General features: G+C 51.5%; 18 protein-coding genes. 8 read left to right on the top strand and 10 right to left on the bottom strand.

Going from position 1 to position 23,025, the window contains the following annotated elements; translation table 11 throughout:
- Positions 1 to 370: 370 nt before the first annotated feature.
- On the bottom strand, positions 371 to 970 hold the full coding sequence (pgsA, locus tag LQZ19_RS05875) for a CDP-diacylglycerol--glycerol-3-phosphate 3-phosphatidyltransferase (RefSeq protein ID WP_411046728.1): 600 nt from the start codon (positions 968 to 970) through the stop codon (positions 371 to 373).
- A gap of 109 nt (positions 971 to 1,079) precedes the next feature.
- Between pgsA and LQZ19_RS05870 the strand changes: the two genes are divergently transcribed.
- From LQZ19_RS05870 to LQZ19_RS05860, 3 genes are all read left to right on the top strand, one after another.
- Positions 1,080 to 2,198, top strand: coding sequence for an ABC transporter ATP-binding protein (locus LQZ19_RS05870; protein WP_411046727.1), 1,119 nt, complete (start codon positions 1,080 to 1,082; stop codon positions 2,196 to 2,198).
- Between the two features lie 309 nt (positions 2,199 to 2,507).
- Complete coding sequence (locus tag LQZ19_RS05865) at positions 2,508 to 5,471, top strand: chromosome segregation SMC family protein (RefSeq protein ID WP_411046730.1); 2,964 nt, start codon at positions 2,508 to 2,510, stop codon at positions 5,469 to 5,471.
- Positions 5,471 to 6,628 carry an aldo/keto reductase gene (locus LQZ19_RS05860; RefSeq protein ID WP_411046726.1) on the top strand — a complete coding sequence of 386 codons (1,158 nt, stop codon included), beginning with the start codon at positions 5,471 to 5,473 and terminating at the stop codon, positions 6,626 to 6,628. Before LQZ19_RS05865 ends, LQZ19_RS05860 begins: the two co-directional genes overlap by 1 nt.
- A 75-nt stretch (positions 6,629 to 6,703) precedes the next feature.
- Here LQZ19_RS05860 and eno read toward each other — a convergent pair whose 3' ends face one another.
- A complete protein-coding gene (gene eno, locus LQZ19_RS05855; RefSeq protein WP_411046725.1) occupies positions 6,704 to 8,002 on the bottom strand; it encodes a phosphopyruvate hydratase in 1,299 nt (432 codons plus the stop codon).
- A gap of 201 nt (positions 8,003 to 8,203) precedes the next feature.
- Between eno and LQZ19_RS05850 the strand changes: the two genes are divergently transcribed.
- The 4 genes from LQZ19_RS05850 to LQZ19_RS05835 all read left to right on the top strand — a co-directional run bounded on the left by LQZ19_RS05850 (position 8,204) and on the right by LQZ19_RS05835 (position 12,754).
- Positions 8,204 to 9,688 (top strand): sugar ABC transporter ATP-binding protein, encoded by a 1,485-nt coding sequence (locus LQZ19_RS05850; RefSeq protein ID WP_411046724.1) that lies wholly within the window; start codon positions 8,204 to 8,206, stop codon positions 9,686 to 9,688.
- Between the two features lie 9 nt (positions 9,689 to 9,697).
- Positions 9,698 to 10,696, top strand: a complete 999-nt coding sequence (locus LQZ19_RS05845) for an ABC transporter permease (protein WP_411046723.1) — start codon at positions 9,698 to 9,700, stop codon at positions 10,694 to 10,696.
- Between the two features lie 2 nt (positions 10,697 to 10,698).
- Complete coding sequence (locus LQZ19_RS05840; RefSeq protein WP_411046722.1) at positions 10,699 to 11,673, top strand: ABC transporter permease; 975 nt, start codon at positions 10,699 to 10,701, stop codon at positions 11,671 to 11,673.
- A 67-nt stretch (positions 11,674 to 11,740) separates the two neighbouring features.
- The gene (locus LQZ19_RS05835) at positions 11,741 to 12,754 is read left to right on the top strand and encodes an autoinducer 2 ABC transporter substrate-binding protein (RefSeq protein ID WP_411046721.1); all 1,014 of its coding nucleotides are present in this window, start codon (positions 11,741 to 11,743) and stop codon (positions 12,752 to 12,754) included.
- A 97-nt stretch (positions 12,755 to 12,851) separates the two neighbouring features.
- Here the strand turns inward: LQZ19_RS05835 and LQZ19_RS05830 are convergent, their stop codons facing one another.
- Genes LQZ19_RS05830 through LQZ19_RS05815 form a run of 4 tightly spaced genes read right to left on the bottom strand, consistent with a single transcriptional unit; the run spans position 12,852 to position 18,245 of the window.
- Complete coding sequence (locus LQZ19_RS05830; RefSeq protein WP_411046720.1) at positions 12,852 to 14,597, bottom strand: tetratricopeptide repeat protein; 1,746 nt, start codon at positions 14,595 to 14,597, stop codon at positions 12,852 to 12,854.
- Positions 14,594 to 15,046, bottom strand: a complete 453-nt coding sequence (nusB, locus tag LQZ19_RS05825) for a transcription antitermination factor NusB (RefSeq protein WP_411046719.1) — start codon at positions 15,044 to 15,046, stop codon at positions 14,594 to 14,596. Before nusB ends, LQZ19_RS05830 begins: the two co-directional genes overlap by 4 nt.
- A 2-nt stretch (positions 15,047 to 15,048) precedes the next feature.
- Complete coding sequence (locus LQZ19_RS05820) at positions 15,049 to 16,401, bottom strand: peptidylprolyl isomerase (RefSeq protein WP_411046718.1); 1,353 nt, start codon at positions 16,399 to 16,401, stop codon at positions 15,049 to 15,051.
- A 38-nt stretch (positions 16,402 to 16,439) separates the two neighbouring features.
- Entirely contained in the window at positions 16,440 to 18,245 is a 1,806-nt protein-coding gene (locus tag LQZ19_RS05815; RefSeq protein ID WP_411046717.1) for an alanine--tRNA ligase, read from the bottom strand.
- A gap of 55 nt (positions 18,246 to 18,300) precedes the next feature.
- Between LQZ19_RS05815 and LQZ19_RS05810 the strand changes: the two genes are divergently transcribed.
- Positions 18,301 to 19,530: an LGFP repeat-containing protein gene (locus tag LQZ19_RS05810; RefSeq protein WP_411046716.1), complete on the top strand. Its 1,230-nt coding sequence runs from the start codon at positions 18,301 to 18,303 to the stop codon at positions 19,528 to 19,530.
- A gap of 20 nt (positions 19,531 to 19,550) precedes the next feature.
- Here LQZ19_RS05810 and LQZ19_RS05805 read toward each other — a convergent pair whose 3' ends face one another.
- The 4 genes from LQZ19_RS05805 to LQZ19_RS05790 all read right to left on the bottom strand — a co-directional run bounded on the left by LQZ19_RS05805 (position 19,551) and on the right by LQZ19_RS05790 (position 22,993).
- On the bottom strand, positions 19,551 to 20,303 hold the full coding sequence (locus LQZ19_RS05805; RefSeq protein WP_411046715.1) for a tetratricopeptide repeat protein: 753 nt from the start codon (positions 20,301 to 20,303) through the stop codon (positions 19,551 to 19,553).
- A gap of 152 nt (positions 20,304 to 20,455) precedes the next feature.
- Positions 20,456 to 21,481 carry an MlaD family protein gene (locus tag LQZ19_RS05800; RefSeq protein WP_411046714.1) on the bottom strand — a complete coding sequence of 342 codons (1,026 nt, stop codon included), beginning with the start codon at positions 21,479 to 21,481 and terminating at the stop codon, positions 20,456 to 20,458.
- Positions 21,478 to 22,215, bottom strand: coding sequence for an ATP-binding cassette domain-containing protein (locus LQZ19_RS05795; protein ID WP_411046713.1), 738 nt, complete (start codon positions 22,213 to 22,215; stop codon positions 21,478 to 21,480). Before LQZ19_RS05795 ends, LQZ19_RS05800 begins: the two co-directional genes overlap by 4 nt.
- 7 nt (positions 22,216 to 22,222) lie before the next feature.
- Positions 22,223 to 22,993 carry an ABC transporter permease gene (locus tag LQZ19_RS05790; protein ID WP_411046712.1) on the bottom strand — a complete coding sequence of 257 codons (771 nt, stop codon included), beginning with the start codon at positions 22,991 to 22,993 and terminating at the stop codon, positions 22,223 to 22,225.
- Positions 22,994 to 23,025: the final 32 nt, after the last annotated feature.

Genomic DNA, 23,025 nt, shown 5'->3' with positions numbered 1-23,025 from the left:
CCCGGCTTAGCCGCCCTTGCGGGACAACCTTGCCGTTTCTTCCTTTGACTCCGCTCCGCATCAGCCCGGGAGAATTGGCCTAGCCAATTCTCCAAGACGAAACGAAGTTTCATCACTCTCCCCTTCCCTATATTGCCAAAGAACACTGAAGTTTCCGCCAAGGCGAAACTTCCCCCGCTGTGTTTGTCTACAACGGTTTGCAGACACTACAACACCTACGAATTGACTGTCAAGCCACTTTCATCTTTGCCATTTAATTGTTACAAAAGACTTCAGGCAATTACGATATCCATAGGCCTGTTTTAACAGGCGTTAAGAACAAAATTATCCTCTAATGAAAATAATGTCAATAGGTTCTTATAAAAAACCTCTATTTATTTTCCGCTTTTCCGGCCTGTTTATATACAGAAATATAATCGGCAAAAGAAATCAAGGAAATTAGGACGGAAATAATAAAAAGTGTTAGCGCGGCGATGCGGAGGATACCGAAATAGGAACCCCCTATCCCCAGACGCTGAACGCTGGAAGCAAGGAGAGCGGCTATCCCGGTAAACATATAGGCAAAAGCCTTGATTTTCCCCCCCCTCCGGGCGCCCATGGCGATTCCCTTTTTCAGCATCAGATTCCGTAGGAAGAGAATGCCGAATTCACGGTATAAAATCACCAAAAAGGGGATCACCGGAAGGATACGGTCTGCCACAAAGCAGAGAAAAAAGGTGATCCAGACCAGGGTATCCGCAAAGGGATCGAAGAGTTTGCCAAAATCGCTCACTTCCTTTCGACTCCGGGCGATTTTACCATCAATTAGATCGGTGATTTCGGTGATAAAAAAGAGAATCCAGAGAACCGGTACAGTCCAGGACGCCGTTATGGAGACCCAAAAAGGCGCTATTATATGAAGAAGATAAACAATAAAAAAACAGGGCGCAAAAACCAGACGCGATGCGGTTACTTTATCAGCCAAAGTCATGGTTTATTATGTAACCTGGTCACGGTCTTGTCAATTCATTTAATTGACAAAGCAGGTCATCAATTTTATACTAAAAAATATAAGATAACCCAAATAAGGGAGGCCGTAAATGGCAAAGGTAGAGTTGAAAAACATCTGCAAGGTGTATGAAGGGAATGTCCGCGCCGTGGACAATGTCGACATTATCGTCGAGGACAAGGAATTTGTCGTATTTGTAGGGCCCTCGGGATGTGGAAAGTCCACAACCCTCAGGATGATCGCCGGTTTAGAGGATATTACCGAAGGGGAACTCCTGATTGATGGGGAACAGATGAACGATGTCCCCCCAAAAGACCGAAATATCGCTATGGTGTTCCAGAATTATGCCCTGTATCCCCATATGTCCGTATATGAGAATATGGCCTTCGGGCTCCGGATCCGGAAGCTGGATAAAGCAGAAATTGACCGCCGGGTCCATGAAGCTGCAAAAATTCTTGATATAGAGAAGTTTCTGACACGTAAGCCCAAGGCTCTTTCCGGCGGGCAGCGCCAGCGGGTTGCCGTGGGACGGGCCATTGTCCGGAATCCCAAGGTATTCCTTTTTGACGAACCCCTTTCCAACTTGGATGCAAAGCTTCGGGTGCAGATGCGGGTTGAACTGTCGGATCTCCACCATCGGTTGGATGCCACCATGATCTACGTTACCCACGATCAGGTTGAAGCCATGACCATGGCCAGTAAAATCGTAGTTATGAAGGACGGAAGGGTTCAGCAGATTGGTTCCCCCCTGTATCTCTACAACCACCCGATCAATAAATTCGTAGCCGGATTCATCGGATCGCCGCCCATGAACTTCCTCACCGTAAAGGTGGCCGAAAAGGGCGGGGATATCGTATTGGAAGAGGGTTCCTTCGACCTGAAACCCGCAGCGGAACATGTGTCCTACCTTAAAGAATATGTTGGGAAAGAGATTTATTTTGGTATCCGCCCGGAAGACTTAAGCTTTACCGAAACTCCCTCAGCGGAAAACAATATGAAGGTTAAAGTCGAGGTGATTGAACCACTGGGGGCGGATATACACCTTTGGCTTAAAACCGAAACCCAACCTCTTGTGGCCCGGACTGAGCCTCACCATACCTTTACCATCGGCGAGATGATAAATCTGGTTCCCCACCAGGACAAGGCCCGTTACTTTGACCGCGAAACGGAGCTTTCCATCCTGAAAGAGCTGGACGATAAGGCGAAATAAAGAAAAAATGGCAGAGAAGATTTTTAACCGCGGAGGCGCATAAGGCGAAGAAGAGGAGAAAGAAGAAAATGGACCGGATTTGTCCATGTGAAATCCGGATTGTGCTTCTTGCTTGGGTTGTTTCTATATTTCCCTTCTTCTGCGCCCTGTCTCCTTTGCGGTTTCTATTCTTTTTCTTTCCCCTCGTGGTTTTCCTTCTCCCTTTTCATTGATACGCCTGGCATGTTATAAAAGAGAACGGAGTTTGCGAAACTCCGTTTCGCTTCGATTCAACGGTACGGTATTCACCGTACTATGAGAGGTTATGCATTGTTTCTTAAAAGCTTAGACATATTCGGGTTTAAATCCTTTGCCGACCGGACCAGGGTCGATTTTGCCGATGGGATCACCGCCCTTTTAGGGCCCAATGGATGCGGTAAGTCCAATGTGGTGGACGCCATCAAATGGGTTCTGGGTGAACAGGCCTCCCGGGCCATGCGGGCCGAAAAGATGGAAGATGTCATCTTCAACGGTACTGAAAACCGGAAAGCCCTTAACGTGGCGGAGGTAGCCCTGACTCTGGAGAACGAGTCCGGGCGGCTCCCCATGGACGTGGCGGAGATTCAGATTAAACGCCGGCTCTACCGTTCCGGGGAAAGCGAATACTATATCAATTCCACCCAGGTCAAACTTAAGGATATTCGGGAACTCTTCTGGGACACCGGGGTGGGTAAGGCTGCCTATTCCGTGATGGAACAGGGTAAAATCGACCAAGTCCTGTCTTCCAAGCCCGATGAACGGCGTTATCTCTTCGAAGAAGCCGCCGGAATTACCCGTTTCAAGGTAAAAAGCGCCGAGGCGGAGCGGAAACTCGCAAAAACCGAAGAGAATATGCGTCAGGTTGAGGGGATTTTGGGGGAAGTAAAGCGATCCTACGATACGCTTAAGATCCAGGCCGATAAAACCTTGAAATACCGGACTTTACGGGAAGAGGTGTTTCAGTTTGAGCTGGATATTCAGCTTCTCCGGCTAAAACAATTCAAATACGAACGGGATGAACGGAACGAAAACCTTAAGAAAAAAACCACCGATCGGGATTCAATCCGGGCTGATATTGACGCCATCAACAAATCCCTGGAAGAAAACATGGATGTGGTTAATTCCATGGAGGAACAACTCGTCGACTTCCAGAAGAATATTTACGGTCTGGCGGTGGAAAAAAATGCCCGGGAAAAGGAAGGGCGGCTCCTAACAGAACAGCGGGCGGAAACCAATGCCGCTATTCAGCAGAACGAGAGCCGGGAGCGGGCTATCGGCATAAAAATTGAAGAACTCACCGAGGACGTCGAGGAACAGGAAGGAACAGTCCGGGACCTACAGAAGAAGGTCCACGATATAGAAGTAAACATCGCCTCCTTTGAGGAAAATATTCAGACCGCGGCCTCCCGTATCGGGGAAAACGATTCGGGGGTACGCCGGAATGAGGAAGAGATACACGGCCTGGAGAGGGAACGGGGGGAGCACGAAAAGGCCCTGGAGGCTATTACCGATGATATCGTTGCCGCCCTGGATGCGGGGCTGCGGGAGGCGGGCTACTCCGCTACGGAACGGAGGAGTACCGAGGCAGCCCTGGAGGAAACCCTGGCTTTGCTGCGGACCCACCTTTCCGGCCGGGAAACCCTGCTCCGGGATCTGGCTGCAGCGGCGGACCGGGCGGAGGCTGGGGAACAGATACCCTCTGCGGCGGAGTTAAAGCACATCGCCGAGGGGCTTGCAACGGCCCTGAGTGATGCGGCGGGATTAGGGGACAAGGTACTGGCCCTTTTTGAAAGCTATAGGAAAAGTACCCCCGCCTTTATCGACGAATTTCTCGCCCCCGAGGGGATCATCACCAAGAAACGGGCGCTGGACGCTAAAATCCGGGCTGCCAATGAGGGGGTTGTGGAACGGCGGAGCAGGATCTCCGGCCTCAGACAGGACAACGAAAGCCTGAGCGTGAAGATAAACGAATACCGGGCGACCCTGGAGGAACTCCGCCTTGGCCGGGTACGGATGTCTACGCAAGCCCAGTCCGCGGAGGAACAGGCCAGGCTTATACGCCGGGAATTGGCCGGGCAGGAGGGGCTCCTTAAAACGATTCGGGACGAACTCTTCTTAGCCCGTAAGCGGTTTGACGAAATCAACGAACGGATCTCCGATACGGAAATGGAGCTTGCCGAAATAGAGCGGAAGGGTATGCAGCTGACCGCGGATTTGGAAAAGCTTGAAAAGGATATCAGCAAACGGAACGGAGATGTGGCGGGGAAACAGGAGACCATCAAAAAACGGATGACGGAGCTTGCCAAGGTGCAGGACACCCTGGAACGGATCCACATGGAACTGGTTCAATCCGACACGGAGATTAAGAATATTCAGGATAATTTCCGGGAGACCCACTCCAGGGATCTTATGGAATTTGAGGAACGGATTTTCACCATCACCACGGCGCCGGCGGAACTGCGGGAGAGCCTGAGCCGGGCCAGGGCGGGCCTTAAGGATCTGGGATCGGTTAACCTTATGGCCCCGGAGGAATTTACGGAAACTAAGGAACGTTACGACTTTCTTTCCAACCAGTTAGCGGATCTTAGTAAGGCAAAGGACGATTTGGAAAAGATCACCATGGAAATCCGGGCGGAGTCCTCGGACTTGTTCAGTGAAACCTACAATAAGATAAAAAGAAATTTTAACAATATGTTCCGCCGGCTCTTTGGAGGTGGTAAGGCGCTGCTCCAACTCCAGGACCCTAACCATGTGCTGGAATGTGGGATTGAAATCTACGCCCAGCCTCCGGGGAAAAAGCTGGAAAACATCTCCCTCCTTTCGGGAGGCGAAAAATCCATGACCGCAGTAGCCCTGCTCTTTGCCACCTATATGGTGAAGCCCTCCCCCTTCTGTCTGCTGGACGAAATCGACGCCGCCCTGGACGAGGATAACGTTGTCCGTTTTGTCCAGCTCCTGCGGGAATTCGGTAACACCAGCCAGTTCATCGTCATCACCCATAACAAGAAAACCGTAACCGGCGCCGAGACCCTCCTGGGGGTTACTATGGAAGAATCGGGGATCACCAAGGTTATTTCGGTGAAGCTGAAGAACGAAGAATTGGTGGTGACCCCCGAACCGGATACAGACGCGTCCCTGTTCGAGGAAGAGGATGTGGAAAGAGAGGAGGGCCGGGAACTGCCCATAGGCGTCGACGACCCCACCCTGGTAAGCGAAGCGGAACTGCGGCCGATTCGATCGGCGGGGAAGAAATAATGACAATGCAGTATCGCCCTATCGGCAATACTGGGATCTCCGCCAGCATCATCGGGCTTGGAGCCGAGCACCTGGATACTAAGCCCCCAGCTACGGTGGACGAGGTTATCGGGACCGCCCTGGAGCAGGGTATCAATATGATGGACCTTTTTATGCCCGGTGAAACGGTACGGACCAATATCGGCAAGGCTTTGGCGGGAAAACGGGATAAAATGCATATCCAGGGACATATCGGGTCCACGGATATCAAGGAACAGTACGATGTAAGCCGGGACCTGGGGGTCTGTAAAAAGTACTTTGAAAATCTGCTCCGCTGCCTCCATACGGATTATATTGATTTCGGGATGCTGTTCTTTATCGATTCGGAAAAGAGTTTTACCCAGGTCTTTGAAGGGGAAATACTGAAGTACGCCCAGGATCTGAAAAAGCAGGGAACCATCCGGGCTATCGGCGCCAGTTCCCATAACCCGATCATTGCCCGCCGGATGGTTGAAACCGGAATACTGGATCTCCTTATGTTCAGCATTAACCCCGCCTTTGATATGGCGCCCCGGGGCGTCAATGTGCTGGACCATCTGGATGGACAGGGGAAGCCCTTCGGCTATGAGAAGAACCTGGATAGTGACCGGGCTACCCTGTACCGGCTCTGCGAACAGCGGGGGGTTGGCATAACGGTGATGAAGACCCTGGGGGCGGGGAAGCTCCTTTCCAAGGAACATACCCCCTTTCCCCGGGAACTGACCGTGGGACAGTGCATCCACTACGCCCTGACCCGGCCGGCGGTGGTGAGTACCCTTATCGGCTGCGCCTCCGCCGCACAGGTGCACGAGGCGGTTGGATATCTGGATATGGACGATAAAGAGCGGGATTACAGCGGTATTATTGAACAGTACCAGGGGAGTTTTAAGGGGAACTGCGTTTACTGCAACCACTGTCTCCCCTGCCCCCGGGAGATCAATATTGCCGATGTGAATAAGTACCTGGACATTGCCGTCCTGGATGAAAAGGCTGTTCCCCCCAGTATTACCCAGCATTACAAGGCCCTGAATTCCCACGGCTCCGACTGTGTTGCCTGCGGAAGCTGCGAAGAACGGTGCCCCTTCTCGGTACCGGTAATTAAAAACATGGAGCGGGCGGTGGCTTTGTTCGGCGTCTGAGACTGCCCATACTGGGGCCCATTAAAAAAGGCCGCTCCGGAAGGGGGCGGCCTTTTTCATTCTTTATGGAAAACCTTATTTCTTAAGATTGTAGAAGGCATTCCTTCCGGCATATTCGGAAACGCCCTCAAGCTGTTCCTCAATGCGGATAAGCTGGTTGTACTTGGCAACCCGGTCGGTACGGCTCATAGAACCGGTCTTTATCTGGCCGGTTTCCAGGCCGACTACCAGGTCGGCGATGAAGGTATCCTCGGTTTCGCCGGAACGGTGGGAAACGATGGCGGTATACCCTGCCCGTTTGGCCATTTCAACCGCTTCGTAGGTTTCGGTGACCGTACCGATCTGGTTTACCTTGATCAGGATGGAGTTACAGGCCCCAAGGCCAATACCCTTTTCAAGCCGCTTGGTGTTGGTGACGAAGAAGTCGTCCCCTACGATCTGTACTTTGTCGCCCAGGGCTTTGGTAAGCTTTACATAGCCGTCCCAATCGTCCTGATCCAGGGGATCTTCAAGGGAAATGATGGGGTACTTTTTTACCCAATCGGTGTAGATACCGATCATTTCGTCGGCGCTAAAAAGTTTTCCGGGGTTGGATTTCCAGAACTTATACCCCTTCTTGTCGCCTTCGCTGAAAAGCTCGGAACTAGCACTGTCCAGGGCAATGCCGAACTGTTCCCCGGGCTTGTATCCGGCCTTCTCGATGGCCCTCATGATGAATTCCAGGGCTTCCTCGTTGCCGATATCCGGGGCAAATCCGCCTTCGTCACCCACGGAAGTGTTCTTTCCCGCCGCGTGGAGGAGGCTCTTCAGGTTGTGGAACACCTCGGCGGTCCAGCGAACCGCTTCAACAATGGATTCGGCGCCGATGGGCATAACCATAAATTCCTGGAAATCGATCTTATTGTCAGAATGTTTGCCGCCGTTGATGATATTCGCCATGGGCACCGGGAGCAGGTTGGAATGGAAGGTGCCCAGGTACTTGTAGAGGGGCAGCCCCAGATATTCCGCCGCAGCGCGGGCGGTGGCCATGGACACGCCTAAGATGGCATTGGCCCCGAGCTTGCTCTTGTTTTCGGTCCCGTCCAGTTCAATCATGGTCCGGTCGATATCAACCTGCTCCAGGGCATCGTAACCCTGCAGTTCCGGGGCGATAATATCGTTGACATTCGCCACCGCTTTTTGGACGCCCTTACCCAGGTACCGGCCCTTATCACCGTCCCGAAGCTCTACCGCTTCGTAATCGCCGGTGGACGCCCCGGAGGGAACTGCGGCCCGCCCAAGGGAGCCGTCTTCCAGCTGTACCTCGACCTCAACCGTGGGATTTCCACGGGAATCGAGAATTTCACGCGCCTGTACATATTCGATAATACTCATAAAATCACTCCTCAAAAATAATTAAATAAAGGCTTTCTTCATTGTCCGTTTTTATGGTTTAATAGTCAACCCTTCATGCCGTCTTGTACAAAATACAATCTGATTTTGGGTTATACTTAAGTTCACAATATAAAAAAACAAAAATTATGAATTGCAGAAATATCAAAAGAGCCGCATAATTAGTATTACCATGGAGGTTCTATGAGTCAGACTCTGGTCGAAATTCGGAATATCACAAAGAGATTTCCCGGAGTAGTCGCCCTTGAAGATATTTCCTTTGCCGTTAAGGAAGGGGAAATTCATGCGTTGATTGGCGAAAACGGTGCGGGCAAATCAACCATGATCAAGATCCTTTCGGGACTTTACAAACCCGAACCCGGGGGGGAGATTATCTTCGACGGAGAGCCCCTCAGAGAATACAATGCTTTGGAATCTCTGCACCGGGGAATCGTGGTAATTTACCAGGATTTTTCTCTTTTTTCCAACCTATCGGTCATGGAAAATATAGCCCTGGGGCCCTATGTTAAAGGCGGGAAACGGCTGGTGGACTGGAAGTCCATGGAGGAGATTGCCCAAACAGCTTTGAATAAACTACAGCTTCAGCTTGACCTTAAAGCCCCGGTGGGGTCCCTGTCGGTGGCGAAGCAGCAGATAGTTGCCATTGCCCGGGCTTTGGCCAATAAAGCCCGGTTTCTGGTTCTGGATGAGCCAACCTCGGCCCTTTCCAAGGGGGAGGTGATAAAGTTATTTGACATCATGCGTTCTCTGAAAAAAGAGGGGATTTCCCTACTATTTGTTAGCCACAAAATTGACGAACTTTTTGCCATTTCCGATAGGTTTACGGTATTTCGGGATGGCAAATGTATGGGGACCTTTAACGAAGAGGAACTTGATGATGACAGGCTCATTTCCCTTATGGTCGGCCGCAAGATAGTATACAAAATTTTCACTAAAAATAAACGGGACGATGTCATTATGGAGGTGAAAAACCTTTCCAAAGCGGGACAGTTTAAGGATATCAACTTTAAGCTTAACCGTGGGGAGATCCTGGGTATCACCGGCCTGGTGGGGGCAGGGCGGACTGAGGTCGCCCAGGCTATTTTTGGCCTTAATTCCTTTGATTCCGGGGAGATACTCCTGGAGGGGCAACCGGTAAAAATTCAAAAACCCAGCGAGGCGGTGGAAAAGGGAATTGCCTATGTTCCGGAAAACCGCCTCCAGGAAGGGTTGGTTCTCGGAAAATCGGTGAGGGACAACCTGGTAATCACGGTACTCAAGTCTATATCAAACCGTATTGGCCTGGTGGACAGGACGAAAAAATCAAAGCTCACCGCCGAATGGATGGAGAAGCTGAATATCAAACCTTCCTTACCGGATTTGCTTGCCTCGAAATTATCCGGGGGAAACCAGCAGCGGGTGGTCCTCTCTAAATGGCTGGCTACCAATCCAAAGATCCTCATAGTTGATGAACCGACCAACGGCATTGACGTGGGCGCTAAAACCGAAATTCACCAGATATTAAGAAACCTTTCGGAATCGGGCATTGCGGTCATCGTGATTTCTTCGGAGCTGCCGGAAATTCTGGCCATTGCGGATCGTGTTATCATCATGCGCCGGGGCAGAATTACCGCAGAGAAATTCTGCGAGGGTCTTAACCAGGAAGATATTTTAAGCAAGGCCATATAAGGACGTATCATGAAAATCAGCATTCCAAAAATGCGGGAATTATCTATTCTGTTGGTTTTATTGGGGATAGGAATTATCATTACTGTGGCAAATCCCGCATTTGCAACACTGGAAAATCTTCTGTCCCTGTTTAAGGGAAATTTGACCCTGACTATCATGTCCCTGGGTATGCTCATGGTGATCCTTACCGGGGGTATTGATGTTTCCGTGGCGTCGGTCATTACCGCGGTTACTTTTATTACCGCCAATTGCCTGTTGCATATCACATCCAATCTGTTTGTTGTTTTTCTGGTTTCCTGCATAGCGGGAGCGGTCCTGGGATTTATCAACGGCTGTTTTATTTCCCGTCTTAAAATACCTCCCATTGTTGCAACCCTGGGAACCATGAGCGTTATCCAGGGCCTGGTCCTCTATATAACCGGGGGCAATTGGATTACCGAACTGCCCGATAGTTTTATTGATTTCGGCAGGACCAATGTTTTTGATATAACCCTGAGTAACGGCAGGGTGATCGGTTTCCCTGTGCAGGGATTCATTTTAATCGGGGCAATTATCCTGACCTGGTTTATCCTGAAAAAAACCGTTATAGGCAGGGGCATCTACGCCATCGGGGGTAATCTGGAATCGGCGGAGCGGATGGGCTTTAAACCAATCCGGCTTTTAACCTTTGTATACTGTTATGAGGGATTCCTTATCGGGCTTGCGTCGGTATCCCATACCTCAATCATGCGTCAGGTTGATCCCAACGCATTCCTCGGCTTTGAGATGCAGGTAATCGCCGCTGTAGTTTTGGGGGGCGCCAGTACCCTGGGGGGAATCGGCAGCGTACTGGGAACCCTTTTGGGGGTGACGATATTTTGTGTAATCAATAACGGGTTAATTCTGATGAGGATTCCCACTTTCTGGCAAAAGATCGTGGTGGGACTTATCATCATTATTTCCATCAGTATTGATATGGTTCAGAAACAACGTACCGAGAGCAAACAAATCCGGGTGGATGTGGAGTAGGTATGAAACAAGCAATTCTGCAAAGACTTAAAACCAACGAGGGGATACTGTTTGTCATCTTTATCGCCGCTTTTGTATTGATGTCGGTTCTTTCACCGGGACGTTTTTTAAGCAGGGGAAATCTCCAGTCCATGGCGTATCAGCTGCCGGAATTCGGTATCCTGGCCCTTTCCATGATGCTGGTCATCGTATCCGGGGGGATCAACCTTTCCCTTACCTTTACGGCGACCCTGTCTATGATCATCGGCGGTCTGGCTATGGCCTCCATTACCGCAAACGGAGGCGCTCCGGTCTGGGCTGTATTCGCGGGAATAAGCCTTATGCTTATTGTTTCAATCGTTTGCGGAGCTCTTAACGGCCTGGTGGTGGTATACCTTGGGGTTACCCCTATGATAGCTACCCTGGGAACATCCACCCTCTTTGAGGGCATCAGCCTCAACGTCACCAAGGGCGGAGCTATTTCGGGGTTTCCCATAGAATTTTTGGAGATAGGCGGAGGAACCTTGTTGGGTATCCCGCTCCCGATGGTACTATTTATTATCATCATAATCGGAGTATACCTTCTTCTGGAACGAAGTGGTTTTGGAAGTGCCATTTATATGATTGGCAGCAATCCTAAAGTTTCCCGGTTTTCGGGTATAAATGTAAAGCGGATTTTGTTTTTAGTATATGTCACCGCAGGTTTTCTTGGGGCTATTGCGGGTGTGTTAATGGCGTCCCGGTATAATTCAGCCAAGGAATCCTACGGTTCTTCCTATCTTTTGCAATCCATTGCAGCTTCGGTTCTGGGAGGAACCGATATCAACGGCGGGGAGGGGAAGATAGCCGGAACCATCATTGCGGTGATGATCATCCAGGTTCTTTCCAGCGGTCTCAATATTTTCGGATTCAACCGGTATTTAACTACCATCGTTATGGGAGGCATTTTGCTGCTGGTCTTGACCATCAAATTCTTTATGAACCGGCCTTCTAAATAAAGGATGTTTTTATTAGTTTTGGTATCATCCAAAAGTATTTTTGGATAAATTATAGGCGGAGGATTTTATGAAAAAAATGGTTTCATTCGCATTGATTGCTGTGACATGTATGAGCATAGCTTGGGCCAATGGCGGCGCGCAAGGAGGCGCACAGGGCGGTCAGAAATCGGGGGTACCAACCATAGTGGTAATGCCCAAATTGTTAGGCATTCCCTATTTCAACGCAGCGGAGGTTGGGGTTGTTCAGGCGGGAAAAGATCTTGGCGTGAACGCAGTGTTTACCGGACCGGCTACCGCCGATGCGGCGGAACAGGCCAGGATGATTGAAGACCTTATCAGTAAAGGTGTTGATGTTATCGCGGTGGCGCCCAATGACGCTGCGGCTCTTACTCCGGTCCTTCGCCGGGCAAAGCAGGCGGGTATCATCGTGTTGGATTGGGATACTTCTCTGGACCCATCACTGGTAGAACTTTCGGTGCACCAGATAGATGACAAGGTCTACGGTGAGCATCTTTGGGACCTTCTGGCCAAGGGTATGGGCGAAAGCGGCGATTATGCGATTATCACCGGCGGTCTTTCCGCTTCGACCCTGAATTCATGGATCGACAATGGCTTGGCCTATGCCAAAACCAGGTATCCGAATATGCACCTGGTTACTGACCGGATTCCCACGGATGAAAAAACCCAGGTCGCCTATCAAAAAAGCATGGATCTGATCACCGCTTATCCTAATCTGAAGGGTATTATGTGCATCAGTTCCCCCACTTTGGCCGGCGCCGGACAAGCTATTGAAGAAAAAGGCCTTACGGGGAAACTCACCGCTGTCGGTACCGCTCTGCCCAGCGATGCCGGTCCGTATCTTACCCGCGGTTCCGCCTATGCGGACAGCCTTTGGGATCCGGGAAAATTAGGCTATCTTACCGTGGTATTGGCTAACAATCTCCTGAAAGGTCAAAGGCCTACGGAGGGGCAGGATATCCCCAATGTGGGGAAGATCAACGTTAAACCGGACGGGAAAACTGTTATCATGGGGCCTCCCACAGACTTCACCAAAGACAATTATAAGAACTATAATTTCTGATTAAAATGAGAGACAAAGGCGTTCCTTCAACGAAATCCTTTGTCTCTCTTCTCTAATTTTTTTCTTTTCAATTACGCTATTCAAATTTCCCGAACAATCATAAGTTCAGACGGCGAAGTTCCAGCCTGGCGTTGAGGTTTTCGGGATCCAGCTCCAGGACCTTTCCCAGAACCTGCCTGCTTTCCTCATCCCGGCCCAGCATATGAAGGCAATGGGCAATCCGCAGTTGGACCTTGGCTGCACTAAGCCGGTTCTTTACCAGGGAAGCAGCGCTTTCATAGTACTCCAGAGCCCGGGAAAGGGAACGCCGGCTTTCCATAATCAAACCCAGATTTGCCGGGATCTGCCAAAGGGTGGTGTGGTCTAGCTGTTCCTCAAGGAGGGTTTCCCCTTCCGCAAGCAAACCCTCACGTATAAGGCGGAAAACATCGTGGAGAACCAACCAGGAGCTGTCTATCCCATTCATCCGGGCTTTCCGCAAAAGCAGGGCAGTTTCCGGAAACTGCCGCTGACGATCAAAATACCAGGCCCCCCAGCGGTAGAGTGCTTCCTCCTGGGGGTGACGGCCCAGGAGCAGCCATGTTTCCGCCACGGTCCGCCTGATTTCCCACCCTTCCAACCGGCGACGGATTAATTCCAGATCCAGAAGAGGCTGTCCGGAATTCTGTTCAGTGAGTATACCCTCCGCCCGGGGTGTGTCAAAAAGACGGCTATACCCGATAATTCCATAGAGATGCCCCGGAGATTCGGAGAACAGCTCCTCATAATAGGCCAGTTTTTTCTGTTCTTCCGTGCTTGACGATGCCAGATTATAAAGGCTTCGGACCAGTAGGTCTTGCGGAATCTTTGGATCCGGTATCCGGGATATATTAAGCGGCGGGGAAGCCAGGATAGTCCAAATTTCGATAGATCCCTCCCGAAAATCCGCCAGCCAGAGGGAATCCGCTAAACGGCCCAAAGAAGGGGCATCGGAAAACTGCGGGGGGGACTTCGTTGCAAGTAGAGAAAAAAGCTCCGCCGCCCTCAGGGGATTGGTATCATAAAAATATTCCGCCCCAAAGCGCAGGGCTCTTTCCGAAATATCCCCGGAACTTCCCGCAGAGCTGATCAACGAAACGATCCGGGAATTGGCGGCCACCATATCTTTCGCAAGGAGGTCTAATAAAATAGAATTGATGAGAAAACTCTCCCGTTCCGCGGGGAGCTTCGCTGGAAGTTCCGCGGGAAGTTCCGCTCCACCGAGGGAGGAAACCCCGGCAGCCAGAAATTCCCCACCCCGGGGCAAACCGGCGGCTGTAGCGGGATCCGACAGATCTCCCAGGAGTACGCTGATATCCAAGGCCAAGGGAAGCAGATTTTCCTCCGATAAAAGGCCGGCATACTGCCTCAACTTAGTCTGAGCTCCATCGGGGAATTGGTCCGGATATTCCATCAACAGGGCATCGGCGGCAAGGGCTCCCAGGGGTTCCGAAAATGGAAAGGCGGCGGCGGCTCTTTCCGCTGCTTCACGGTAGGCGCTCCGGAACCGGGTCTGATTTTCGTCGGATGCCTCCAAGGCCAAATTTCTGCGGCGTTTCAGGACCGAAAGATAGGTTTCCGCCCCAATGGCTTTCTTTTCCAGCCGGTCCAGCATGGGGTTGAGCCGCTCCGGAGCAATTTTCGGTGTTTCCCGGAGAAGGGCGTCGAAGTTCCTGATTTCCCGGGAAAAACTCCCCTGCTCCGAAAAATCATTCCATCCTGTATAGTAGGTCAGGAAGGCGATTGCTCCTGAAAGAACCAGGGAAATTACCAACCCCAGAATACATACAGTCCGGAGCTTGGGAATTGCCGTGGCCGGCTTCACTTTGGAGCGCCTTGTAAGGTCTGCGGACCTTGTAAGGTCCGATGAATACTGTCCAGAACGCCATTGATGAAGCGGTAGGAATCATCGGTACCAAATTCCCGGGATATACCTATGGCCTCATCAATAACAATTGAGGGTGATACATCGTTCTGGTATATGAGGGTGTAGGCGCTCATCCTAAGCAGGGCCAGATCAACCCGGTTTAACCGGGAAAAATCCCAGTTTTTCAGATGGGCACGGATCATATCATCCACAACGCCAATATTTTCGATGGTTCCCTGAATTAAAAGACGGGAAAATTCGGCGGTACTTCCATCCAAGGCATCCCGTTTCTCCGTTTCCAGCCAAGAAAAACTAAGGAGTTCCTCCAATACGGAGGGTGATGCGACGACGTCCCAGGAATACAGGGCTTGAAAAGCCAGGATCCGTCCTTTTCTACGTGAGGCCATGACTACCAGACGAGAAATTCTTCATGGATCTCCACGACGCCCTCTTTCCGGAGATCCTCCGCCAGGGTATTGGTTACTAAAGCCGCGCCATTGGCAAGAACCCGCTGCATCAGCTGGGAGTTGATCAAATCCCGAACAGTGGCAGGGTTCCCCCAGCGGTAAATATCCTCAAGCCCAAGATTCGCCTGCCGGTATTTTCTGGTTACCTTGATGATAAAAAAACCCTGTGGTCCTTCAATCACGCCGGAAACAGCGTTTTCCTCCAAAGGTATTGCCTTATCGATAAACTCTAAACCAAAGACCTGTTGAATCCGGGGATCTTCGGTAGTTAACTGGATATACCGGGCGGAACCGGAATTGTTGGCAGGCTCCGCAATGGCGGATTCCTCATTAAAGGCCGAAGAGCTGGAACCAATTTTCCGAGCCAATTCTTCCGCCCTGGTCCGGGCGGCGGTCTTGGTAGCAACGCCATAGGGGATCCGTATCCAGTCAAAAGAAATTGTATCGGGCCGAATAAACCGTGCTTTGTTACGGTTATAAAAGGTTTGAATCTCCTCTTCCTCCGGCTCTCCCCCCGCTATGGAGATCAGGTATTTCTGGACCATCAGCTGCCGCCGGATCTGTCCCCGTAGGGTGACCAAATCCATACCCTGATTTTTTATAAACTCGTTGAATTCCTCATCCGTCGGGGCCCGGCCTGCTTGAGCAGCCAGCTCATCCTTTATACCCTGGATTTCGTTATTAATATCACTATTGGTTATGGAATCTCCGGCCTTGGCCTTTTCTGCCGCTTGTACAATGTACTGTTCTATGTATTTTTGCCGGATAATATCCTCATGGAGGTAGGTTTGAAAGGCAGAATAGCTCAAGCCGTACTGTTTTTCGATACCCTCGGCAAATTCCTGATCCGTAACCGGCCGCCCGGCGCTGGCGCGAACCATCTGAATCCGCTGTTCCAATTCCGCATTCGACGAATTGATACCCGCCCTTTCCGCCGCCTGGAGGACCAACTTTTCAACGATCATGGCATCCAGCACCATACGATGGAGCTCCAGGGGGCTTACTTGCGGAGGAATCTCCTGCATTTTAGACCGTCTATCCACCTCTACACGCAGCTGTTTGACAAAAACAAATTCGCTTTTGGTTAAAGTCACCTTGGCTACGGTTTGTAAGTCCCGCTGATCCCCGGATAAACCAATTGGGGACGAGACACCGTCCGACACCTTCCCCCCAATTGGAGTTCCTTCCGGAAGGGGAGCCTCTTTCGATTCCTTTTTGCCCGCTCCGAACAGGAAACCGGTTCCGAAAACGGCAAAAGTTATCAGAAAAAGAAAACATTTCACAAATTTCTTCATATTCATATCCTAAATATACTCTTTTTTGTGTAACATGACTATTCCAAGACCGCCCGGATACGCCTGACCCCGGAGGAGGAAGACTGCTCTTTCTGAATCCTGAAGGTCCCCATGGTTCCGGTACGCTCCACATGGGGACCGCCGCAAACTTCCTTAGAGAAATCTCCGATGGTGTATACCTTTACCTGGGATTCGTACTTTTCTCCAAAAAGCGCCATCGCCCCGGAGGCTTTGGCAGCCTCAAGGTCCATTACCGCCATGGTAACCGCCAGGTCCCGTTGGATCTGCTCATTCACGATGGCTTCTACCTTCGATAGCTCTTCCGGCGTCATGGGAGCGCCATGGGAAAAGTCAAAGCGCATACGCTCGGCGGTGATGTTGGAACCCTTCTGGGCTACGTGGTCCCCCAGTACCAAACGCAATGCCCTTTGCAACAAATGGGTTGCCGTATGATATTTGGTAGTTGTCTCGGAATGATCCGAAAGGCCGCCCTTAAAGATCTGCTCGCTCCCCGCCCGGGAAAGTTCCTGATGTTTCTTGAAGGCCTCGTCAAATTCCGCCCGGTTCACCGTAAGGCCCTGCTCCGCCGCAAGCTCATCGGTGAGCTCGATGGGGAAACCGTAGGTGTCGTAGAGCTTAAAGGCAAGCCGGCCGGACATGATTTTCCTGGGGTCCTTTATGAGGTTGGGGAGCAGCTTCTCAAACTCATGCTCCCCCTTCTGGAGGGTTTCCAGGAATTTCTGTTCCTCGTTATCAAGCTCCCCAATGATACGGGCGCGGTTTTCCTCCAGTTCCGGGTAGGGACCCTTGAGCTGATCCACCACCACCGCGGCAATGGGGGACAGGACCTTCAAGTTCTCGACCGGCTGGTCCTCAATACCAAGCTTGCGTCCATGCCGCACCGCACGGCGTATGAGCCGGCGCAACACATACCCGGCGCCGACGTTGGAAGGGGTCACTGCCTTGGGATCCCCCAATATGAAAGTAGAAGCCCGGACATGGTCGCTGATGATCCGCACAGACTTGTCTTTTTCCGGATCTGAACCGTAAGTATAACCAGAGGCTTTTTCCACCGCAGCAATGATGGGAGCGAAAATCTCCGTATCGTACACCGACTTCTTGCCGTTCAGGATAGTCACGGTCCGCTCTATACCCATGCCTGTATCCACGCATGTACGGGCCAGGGGTTCATAGACGCCATCGGCGGTCTTGTTGTACTGCATGAACACGTCATTCCAGATCTCAAGCCACTTCCCGCAGGAACAGCCGGGACCGCAGTCCGGACCGCAGGGCTCTTTCCCAATATCAAAGAACATCTCCGAATCCGGACCGCAGGGACCGGTGGCGCCCGCGGGTCCCCACCAGTTGTCCTCCCGGGGGCGGTAGGCAATACGAATCGCCGGGATACCCAGTTCTTTCCAGACCTTAGCGGATTCATCATCCTGAGGGACGATCTCGTCTCCCCGAAAAACGGTAACCCCTAACTTTTCAATAGGGATACCCAGCCATTGAGGGGAGGTGAGGAATTCAAAACTCATCTTAATGGCCCCTTCCTTAAAATAATCCCCCAAGGACCAATTTCCCAGCATTTCAAAAAAAGTAAGATGGCTGGGGTCCCCCACGGACTCAATATCCCCGGTACGTATGCACTTCTGATAATCCACAAGCCTGTTTCCTGCAGGATGGGGCTCCCCTAAAAGGTAGGGTACCAGGGGGTGCATACCGGCGGTAGTAAAAAGTACCGTAGGATCATTTTCGGGTATCAGAGACTTGCCCTGGATCTGAGCATGCTCCTTGGATTTGAAAAATTCGACGTACTTGGAACGAAGTTCCTGAGCATTCATAACTGACCTCTACAAACTCTTAATTGACTTATCTTGTTTATGGTACAATATAATTATGATAATTAAAAGACATTTAGGACCGGCATTGCTCATTTTGCTCCTCACCGAACCTGTTTGGTTCAACGGATGCGCCGGATTAAAAAATACCCAAATTTCTTCCCAATTTGACACTGAAGCGGATGATCCAACCCCGGATGAAACGGAAGCGATCCCCCTGTTAAGAGAGTACCCCCTTCCGGCGGGGCTGAAATTCCTGCCCGATCCTTTTTCTCTGCCCAGCGCCGTGCCGGGTATAGGCGCCATTACCCGGGAAAAGGAAGATCCCATGGCAACCCTTACGGATGATGAAAAGCGAGCCCTCACCGAATCCTTCCGGACAGCGTATGTTGACGGCCTTCTCCGGAAACTGCCGCTGGAAGGAACGCTGGGCGGCGACTTTGCCCATAGTTGGCCCCCGGCCGCGCCGCTTTGCCGGGTTCAAAACTGGCGAACCAGGGACGCCGCACCCAACAGCTGGGGTATACCGTCCCTGGTTTTAGCAATACAGGAAATACGGGGAAACGAAGTATACATCGTCCAGGGCGCCGTCCTTAATCAATATGGTCTTAGCGGCGGCATTAACCGCGCAAACGGAGCGGTTGGGTATGGCGCGCCGCTGGGCGAAGAATTCCCGTATGAAGGCGGCGTAGCCCAGCGGTTTGAGTATGGGCTGATCCGGGTGGATGCCGCCAGGAAGGGGCTTTTTATCCCCAACGAGACACCCGCTGAGGAAGGGGAAGCGGCGATTCCGCATACGGTGGGACTGTACTCTAAGGATGATGTGATTATCCAAAAGAGCTTTCAGAGCGCTTGGCGGCGGAACATACATGCCGGTCTGCCGGATCTCGACCCCGATTATGATGTGCGGCGGCTGGATTTTTTTGGAAAGCCCTGGGAAATTGCCACGGAATCGGGGGCCATACCTATCAATACGCTCTATTTCCAAACCTTTAACCAGGGTAGTGTCCTGTTTCTTTTGGCGCAATCTTCGGAAGTTTCGTTCCAAACCAGGATCATTGCCGGGGATTTTCTGAACGCCTTCCTTGCGGGAAAGGATCTAAGCCTGCCCGGCGCCGAGGCGGCAACTCCGCTGCCCGAAATTGCTTCCGCCGGGGAACTTCCCGAACGGCTGCTCCAAGGCCTGAGCCGCTACGGAATACCTCTGACCAATGCCTACCTGTCACGGGAAGAGGAAGGGTATATGGAAACCCAACGGTTCTCCCTGGGCCGGATGGGAAAGAAGTAAAATAGCTTTTTACGATATTGTTAGGGATTTATCCTGCCTTCAACCTCAGCCGCTTCCTTCTCCATATTGATGGATCTGAAAATATCCGCAGAACGGCGGTAGGCGATATCCGCAGCGGGACCCTTTCCCGCCTTTTTATACACATCCCCCATGGCCTTCCAATCCGTTCCCAGCCCATAGGTGTTTTCTGCCCGGCGGTCGTAGCTCAGGGCTTCTTCCAGGGCATTTAGGGCGTCTTGATATTGCCCGGACACAGAACGGATAGAGGCGATGAGGTACCAGTCATAGGCCGCCGGTTCCAGATACTCCCCCTTTATATGAATATCCAGGGCGCTTTTGATCCCCTTCTCCGCGTCATCCCAACGGCCCAGTTCTTTCTCCGCTAAACCGATAACGGTCCAACCCAGAGCCAGGGCAGGCTGTTCCTTTTTTATCATGGCCAGATCCTTCCGTACCTGGTCCCGAAGCTCCTCAGCGTTACCGCCGCCGCCGAGCAGCCGTCTCCTGGCGGTATAAATCCTGCTTATCGCCGCCAGCTCCGTATCGCCAATCCGGTCCGCCTCCGCCAGGGCGCCGTCAAAGGCTGCCTGGGCTTCCACAGCCCTGTTCAGGTAGGAAAGGATGTTCCCCCGGGAAAGGGCCACCCGGATGATCAATGCGGAATCGTCCGCGCTGACCGCGAAACGCTGGGCTTCGTTGATCAACGCAAAGGCTTCTGAATAATTTCCCCGGTCCGTCGCTTTATTGGCCGCCTCAAGCTGGGTTACAGCCATACGCCGCTGGGAGTGTGTCTCCACAGGACCCTTTGGCACTGAAGAACAACCTGTTAAAAAAAGCAGTAATACTACATTAAAAAACAACATTCCTGTACGGAAAATAGTACGCTTCACCTTATTCACTCTCCATTTTCCAAATTTCTCTATTCCTAAAAAGAAATATCCCTGGGGCTGATCCCCCCTGTTCCGCCCTGTCCCCGGTTAGGAACCCCGTTTTTCAGCAGCGGGTTATTCCGCAGGGCAAGGATCACATCCTCCGCAGCCTCCAGGGCGGATCGAAGATCCGATATAAGGACAGCCACCTGGGACATCTGGGTGGGGAAAACCGCAGCGGTGGACTCAACACTCTCCAGGGTTCCCGAAATAGCTTTTAGGGACTTCTCAATGTTCGTGTAGACCGCGCCATCCGTATTCAAGGCGGTTAATATCAGACTATCCGGATTAGCCAGTTCTTCGGTGACGATCTTCAGGTCCCCGATTACCGACCGTATATCATCGGTGATTTGTTCTACATTTACCAGGGAAGGCCGCAGGGATTTGTTCACATTTTCGACCAGAACGGAGGCGCCCCGGGCAGAGCCCTCCACTCCGGCCATGGTCCGTCCAAGGCTGGTTTTAGTGTCGGTACCCCTAAAGGCATCCCGAAGCTGGGTCACCGCGCCGTTGATATTCTGAAGCAGGGTATTAACCCTGGTTATTATCACCGTAATACTATCATCCTGGGCCGGAATAAGCACCAGCCCTTTTTCAAGGAATTCCCTCCCTTCGTCGGAATTTACACTGGGAATAAAATCCCCACTCAGGAGATCCGGGCGAATCCCGGGATGAAAGAGAAACTGTCCGCCGCCGATACCGATAGGGTTTACCCGGATTTCGACAAGCGATCCCTCCCTGACCCGGTCAAGGTAGGTATCATAAATAGTAAAACTAACCTCTACCTTATCATCCTCGGTCAGATCAAAGGACTTTACATTCCCGATGGTAAATCCCTTGTACTGAACCGGCATATTAGCGCCGAGGGCCGAGGCGGATTCAAAATGAGTACGGTAGGTCTGATCCTTGGCGAACCAGCGGTGTCTTTTTCCAAGCATGAAAATAGAGAAAATAAGGGTTCCCAGCGCAACAATAATCAAGAACCCCACGAGCTGATCCGCAAAACGTATCCTGAATTTCACAATGCAATTCCCTTTTTTATCATCCTTGACAGATTCTCATCCTCCGCAATCTCATCCCGTGTAATGGTGCGATACAGCTTCCCTCCCATGATCATAGTAATCTTGTCGGCAAAATTTTTAATAATCCTGAAATCGTGGCTTACAAAAATGATAGTACGTTTTTCCGCCTGCTGCTTCTTTACAAGGCCGATAAGCCGATCGGCGGCGTCATCGTCCAGGGATTCGGTCCACTCGTCCAGAAAGAGTAAGCCCGGTTTTAGGATCATGGACCGGGCAAAGGCGATGAGCTTCTGTTCCCCCGCAGAGAGCATGGCGGGCCGGATATGGATATTCTTTGTATATCCCACATCCTTCAGCGTCTCGGTGATACGTCCGTTCCGATCCTCCCGGCTCATTTTGGGAAAGTGTATTTTCAGTGGGAGCTCCAGGCACTGGTACAAGTCTTGGTTTGACCAGAGGGCCGAATCCTGAAAAACCACCGCCCCTTCCCTGCGAAAAGCCAGGTTCTGTCCACGGGTCATGGCGGCGATATTTTTCCCCCGAAAAAGCACTTCCCCCGCGGTGGGAACCAGAAGCCCGGCGGCCAGCTTAAGGACCGTGCTTTTGCCGCCCCCCGAAGGTCCCACCAAGGCAAGGCTCTTTCCCTCCTCAACCTGCATGGAAATATCCCGTACCACCTCTACATTTTGGGCCGAGAAGGATACGCCTTTCAATTCGATAATCGGTTCAGCCATATCGCGCCTAACTCAACGCCGTGTAATACAAAGCCGAAAGCAGTACATCCACGATAATGCACCACACAAAGGAAGACCCCACGGACTTAAGCCCTACCACGGGTATCTCCGTACTGGCCCGCTCCACCGAAAAACCGTTGATAATCGCCAGGACCGCGATTATCATCCCAAAAGCGATACTCTTTACTATAGTTATAACGATATCCTGAATAGTCAGCGCCTCCAGAAGATTATTGAAATAGTACGCCGCCGGCATGGGGTTGAAAAGCTGGACCACCAGGAAGGACCCCGCCAGGCCGAAAATGGAAAAATAGATGTTCAGCAGGAACATGGAAACAGTTACCGCCAGGAACCGCGGTACCGCCAGATACTCGATGGGATCAACCCCAACGGATATATAGGCCTCCACCTCGTGGGAAATAACCATCCCGCCGATTTCGGTGGCAATGGCGGTGGCTGACCGGGCTATGATGATAAAAGCCGCCAGCAAGGGCCCCAACTCCCGGGTAACAATGATGATCAACAGGGTGTAGAGGAGCCGCTCCTGGGAAAGGCTGGCCAGCAGGGGCATACCAATCACATACACCGCAGCGCCTATCCCCAGGGCGAGCAGAGAAGCGATCCCCAGGGCTTCCACAAAGGTAAAGAGGATTTGCATGATGAGTATCTTATAAGCCGCCTGCCCCCGGAATACAAAATTCCCGATGCCGCCAAGGGTTCTGGCAAAAAAGCCCAGGGTATAAAAAACACTATCCAGGCGCAGGATTTTGATACTCATCTGTTTCTCATATTATAATCATAAATTCCGAT

This window comes from Treponema primitia (assembly GCF_046533075.1).
GTDB lineage: Bacteria > Spirochaetota > Spirochaetia > Treponematales > Breznakiellaceae > Termitinema > Termitinema primitia_B.
Note: the sequence above shows the minus strand (reverse complement) of the source record. Positions and strands in the feature narration are given on the sequence as shown.

What these genes read in the sequence shown, in the direction of transcription:
- pgsA (WP_411046728.1), bottom strand. Translation starts at nt 970, where the DNA reads ATGACTTTGGCTGATAAAGTAACCGCATCGCGTCTGGTTTTTGCGCCC.
- LQZ19_RS05870 (WP_411046727.1), top strand. Translation starts at nt 1,080, where the DNA reads ATGGCAAAGGTAGAGTTGAAAAACATCTGCAAGGTGTATGAAGGGAAT.
- LQZ19_RS05860 (WP_411046726.1), top strand. Translation starts at nt 5,471, where the DNA reads ATGACAATGCAGTATCGCCCTATCGGCAATACTGGGATCTCCGCCAGC.
- eno (WP_411046725.1), bottom strand. Translation starts at nt 8,002, where the DNA reads ATGAGTATTATCGAATATGTACAGGCGCGTGAAATTCTCGATTCCCGT.
- LQZ19_RS05850 (WP_411046724.1), top strand. Translation starts at nt 8,204, where the DNA reads ATGAGTCAGACTCTGGTCGAAATTCGGAATATCACAAAGAGATTTCCC.
- LQZ19_RS05845 (WP_411046723.1), top strand. Translation starts at nt 9,698, where the DNA reads ATGAAAATCAGCATTCCAAAAATGCGGGAATTATCTATTCTGTTGGTT.
- LQZ19_RS05840 (WP_411046722.1), top strand. Translation starts at nt 10,699, where the DNA reads ATGAAACAAGCAATTCTGCAAAGACTTAAAACCAACGAGGGGATACTG.
- LQZ19_RS05835 (WP_411046721.1), top strand. Translation starts at nt 11,741, where the DNA reads ATGAAAAAAATGGTTTCATTCGCATTGATTGCTGTGACATGTATGAGC.
- nusB (WP_411046719.1), bottom strand. Translation starts at nt 15,046, where the DNA reads ATGGCCTCACGTAGAAAAGGACGGATCCTGGCTTTTCAAGCCCTGTAT.
- LQZ19_RS05820 (WP_411046718.1), bottom strand. Translation starts at nt 16,401, where the DNA reads ATGAAGAAATTTGTGAAATGTTTTCTTTTTCTGATAACTTTTGCCGTT.
- LQZ19_RS05815 (WP_411046717.1), bottom strand. Translation starts at nt 18,245, where the DNA reads ATGAATGCTCAGGAACTTCGTTCCAAGTACGTCGAATTTTTCAAATCC.
- LQZ19_RS05810 (WP_411046716.1), top strand. Translation starts at nt 18,301, where the DNA reads ATGATAATTAAAAGACATTTAGGACCGGCATTGCTCATTTTGCTCCTC.
- LQZ19_RS05805 (WP_411046715.1), bottom strand. Translation starts at nt 20,303, where the DNA reads ATGGCTGTAACCCAGCTTGAGGCGGCCAATAAAGCGACGGACCGGGGA.
- LQZ19_RS05795 (WP_411046713.1), bottom strand. Translation starts at nt 22,215, where the DNA reads ATGGCTGAACCGATTATCGAATTGAAAGGCGTATCCTTCTCGGCCCAA.
- LQZ19_RS05790 (WP_411046712.1), bottom strand. Translation starts at nt 22,993, where the DNA reads ATGAGTATCAAAATCCTGCGCCTGGATAGTGTTTTTTATACCCTGGGC.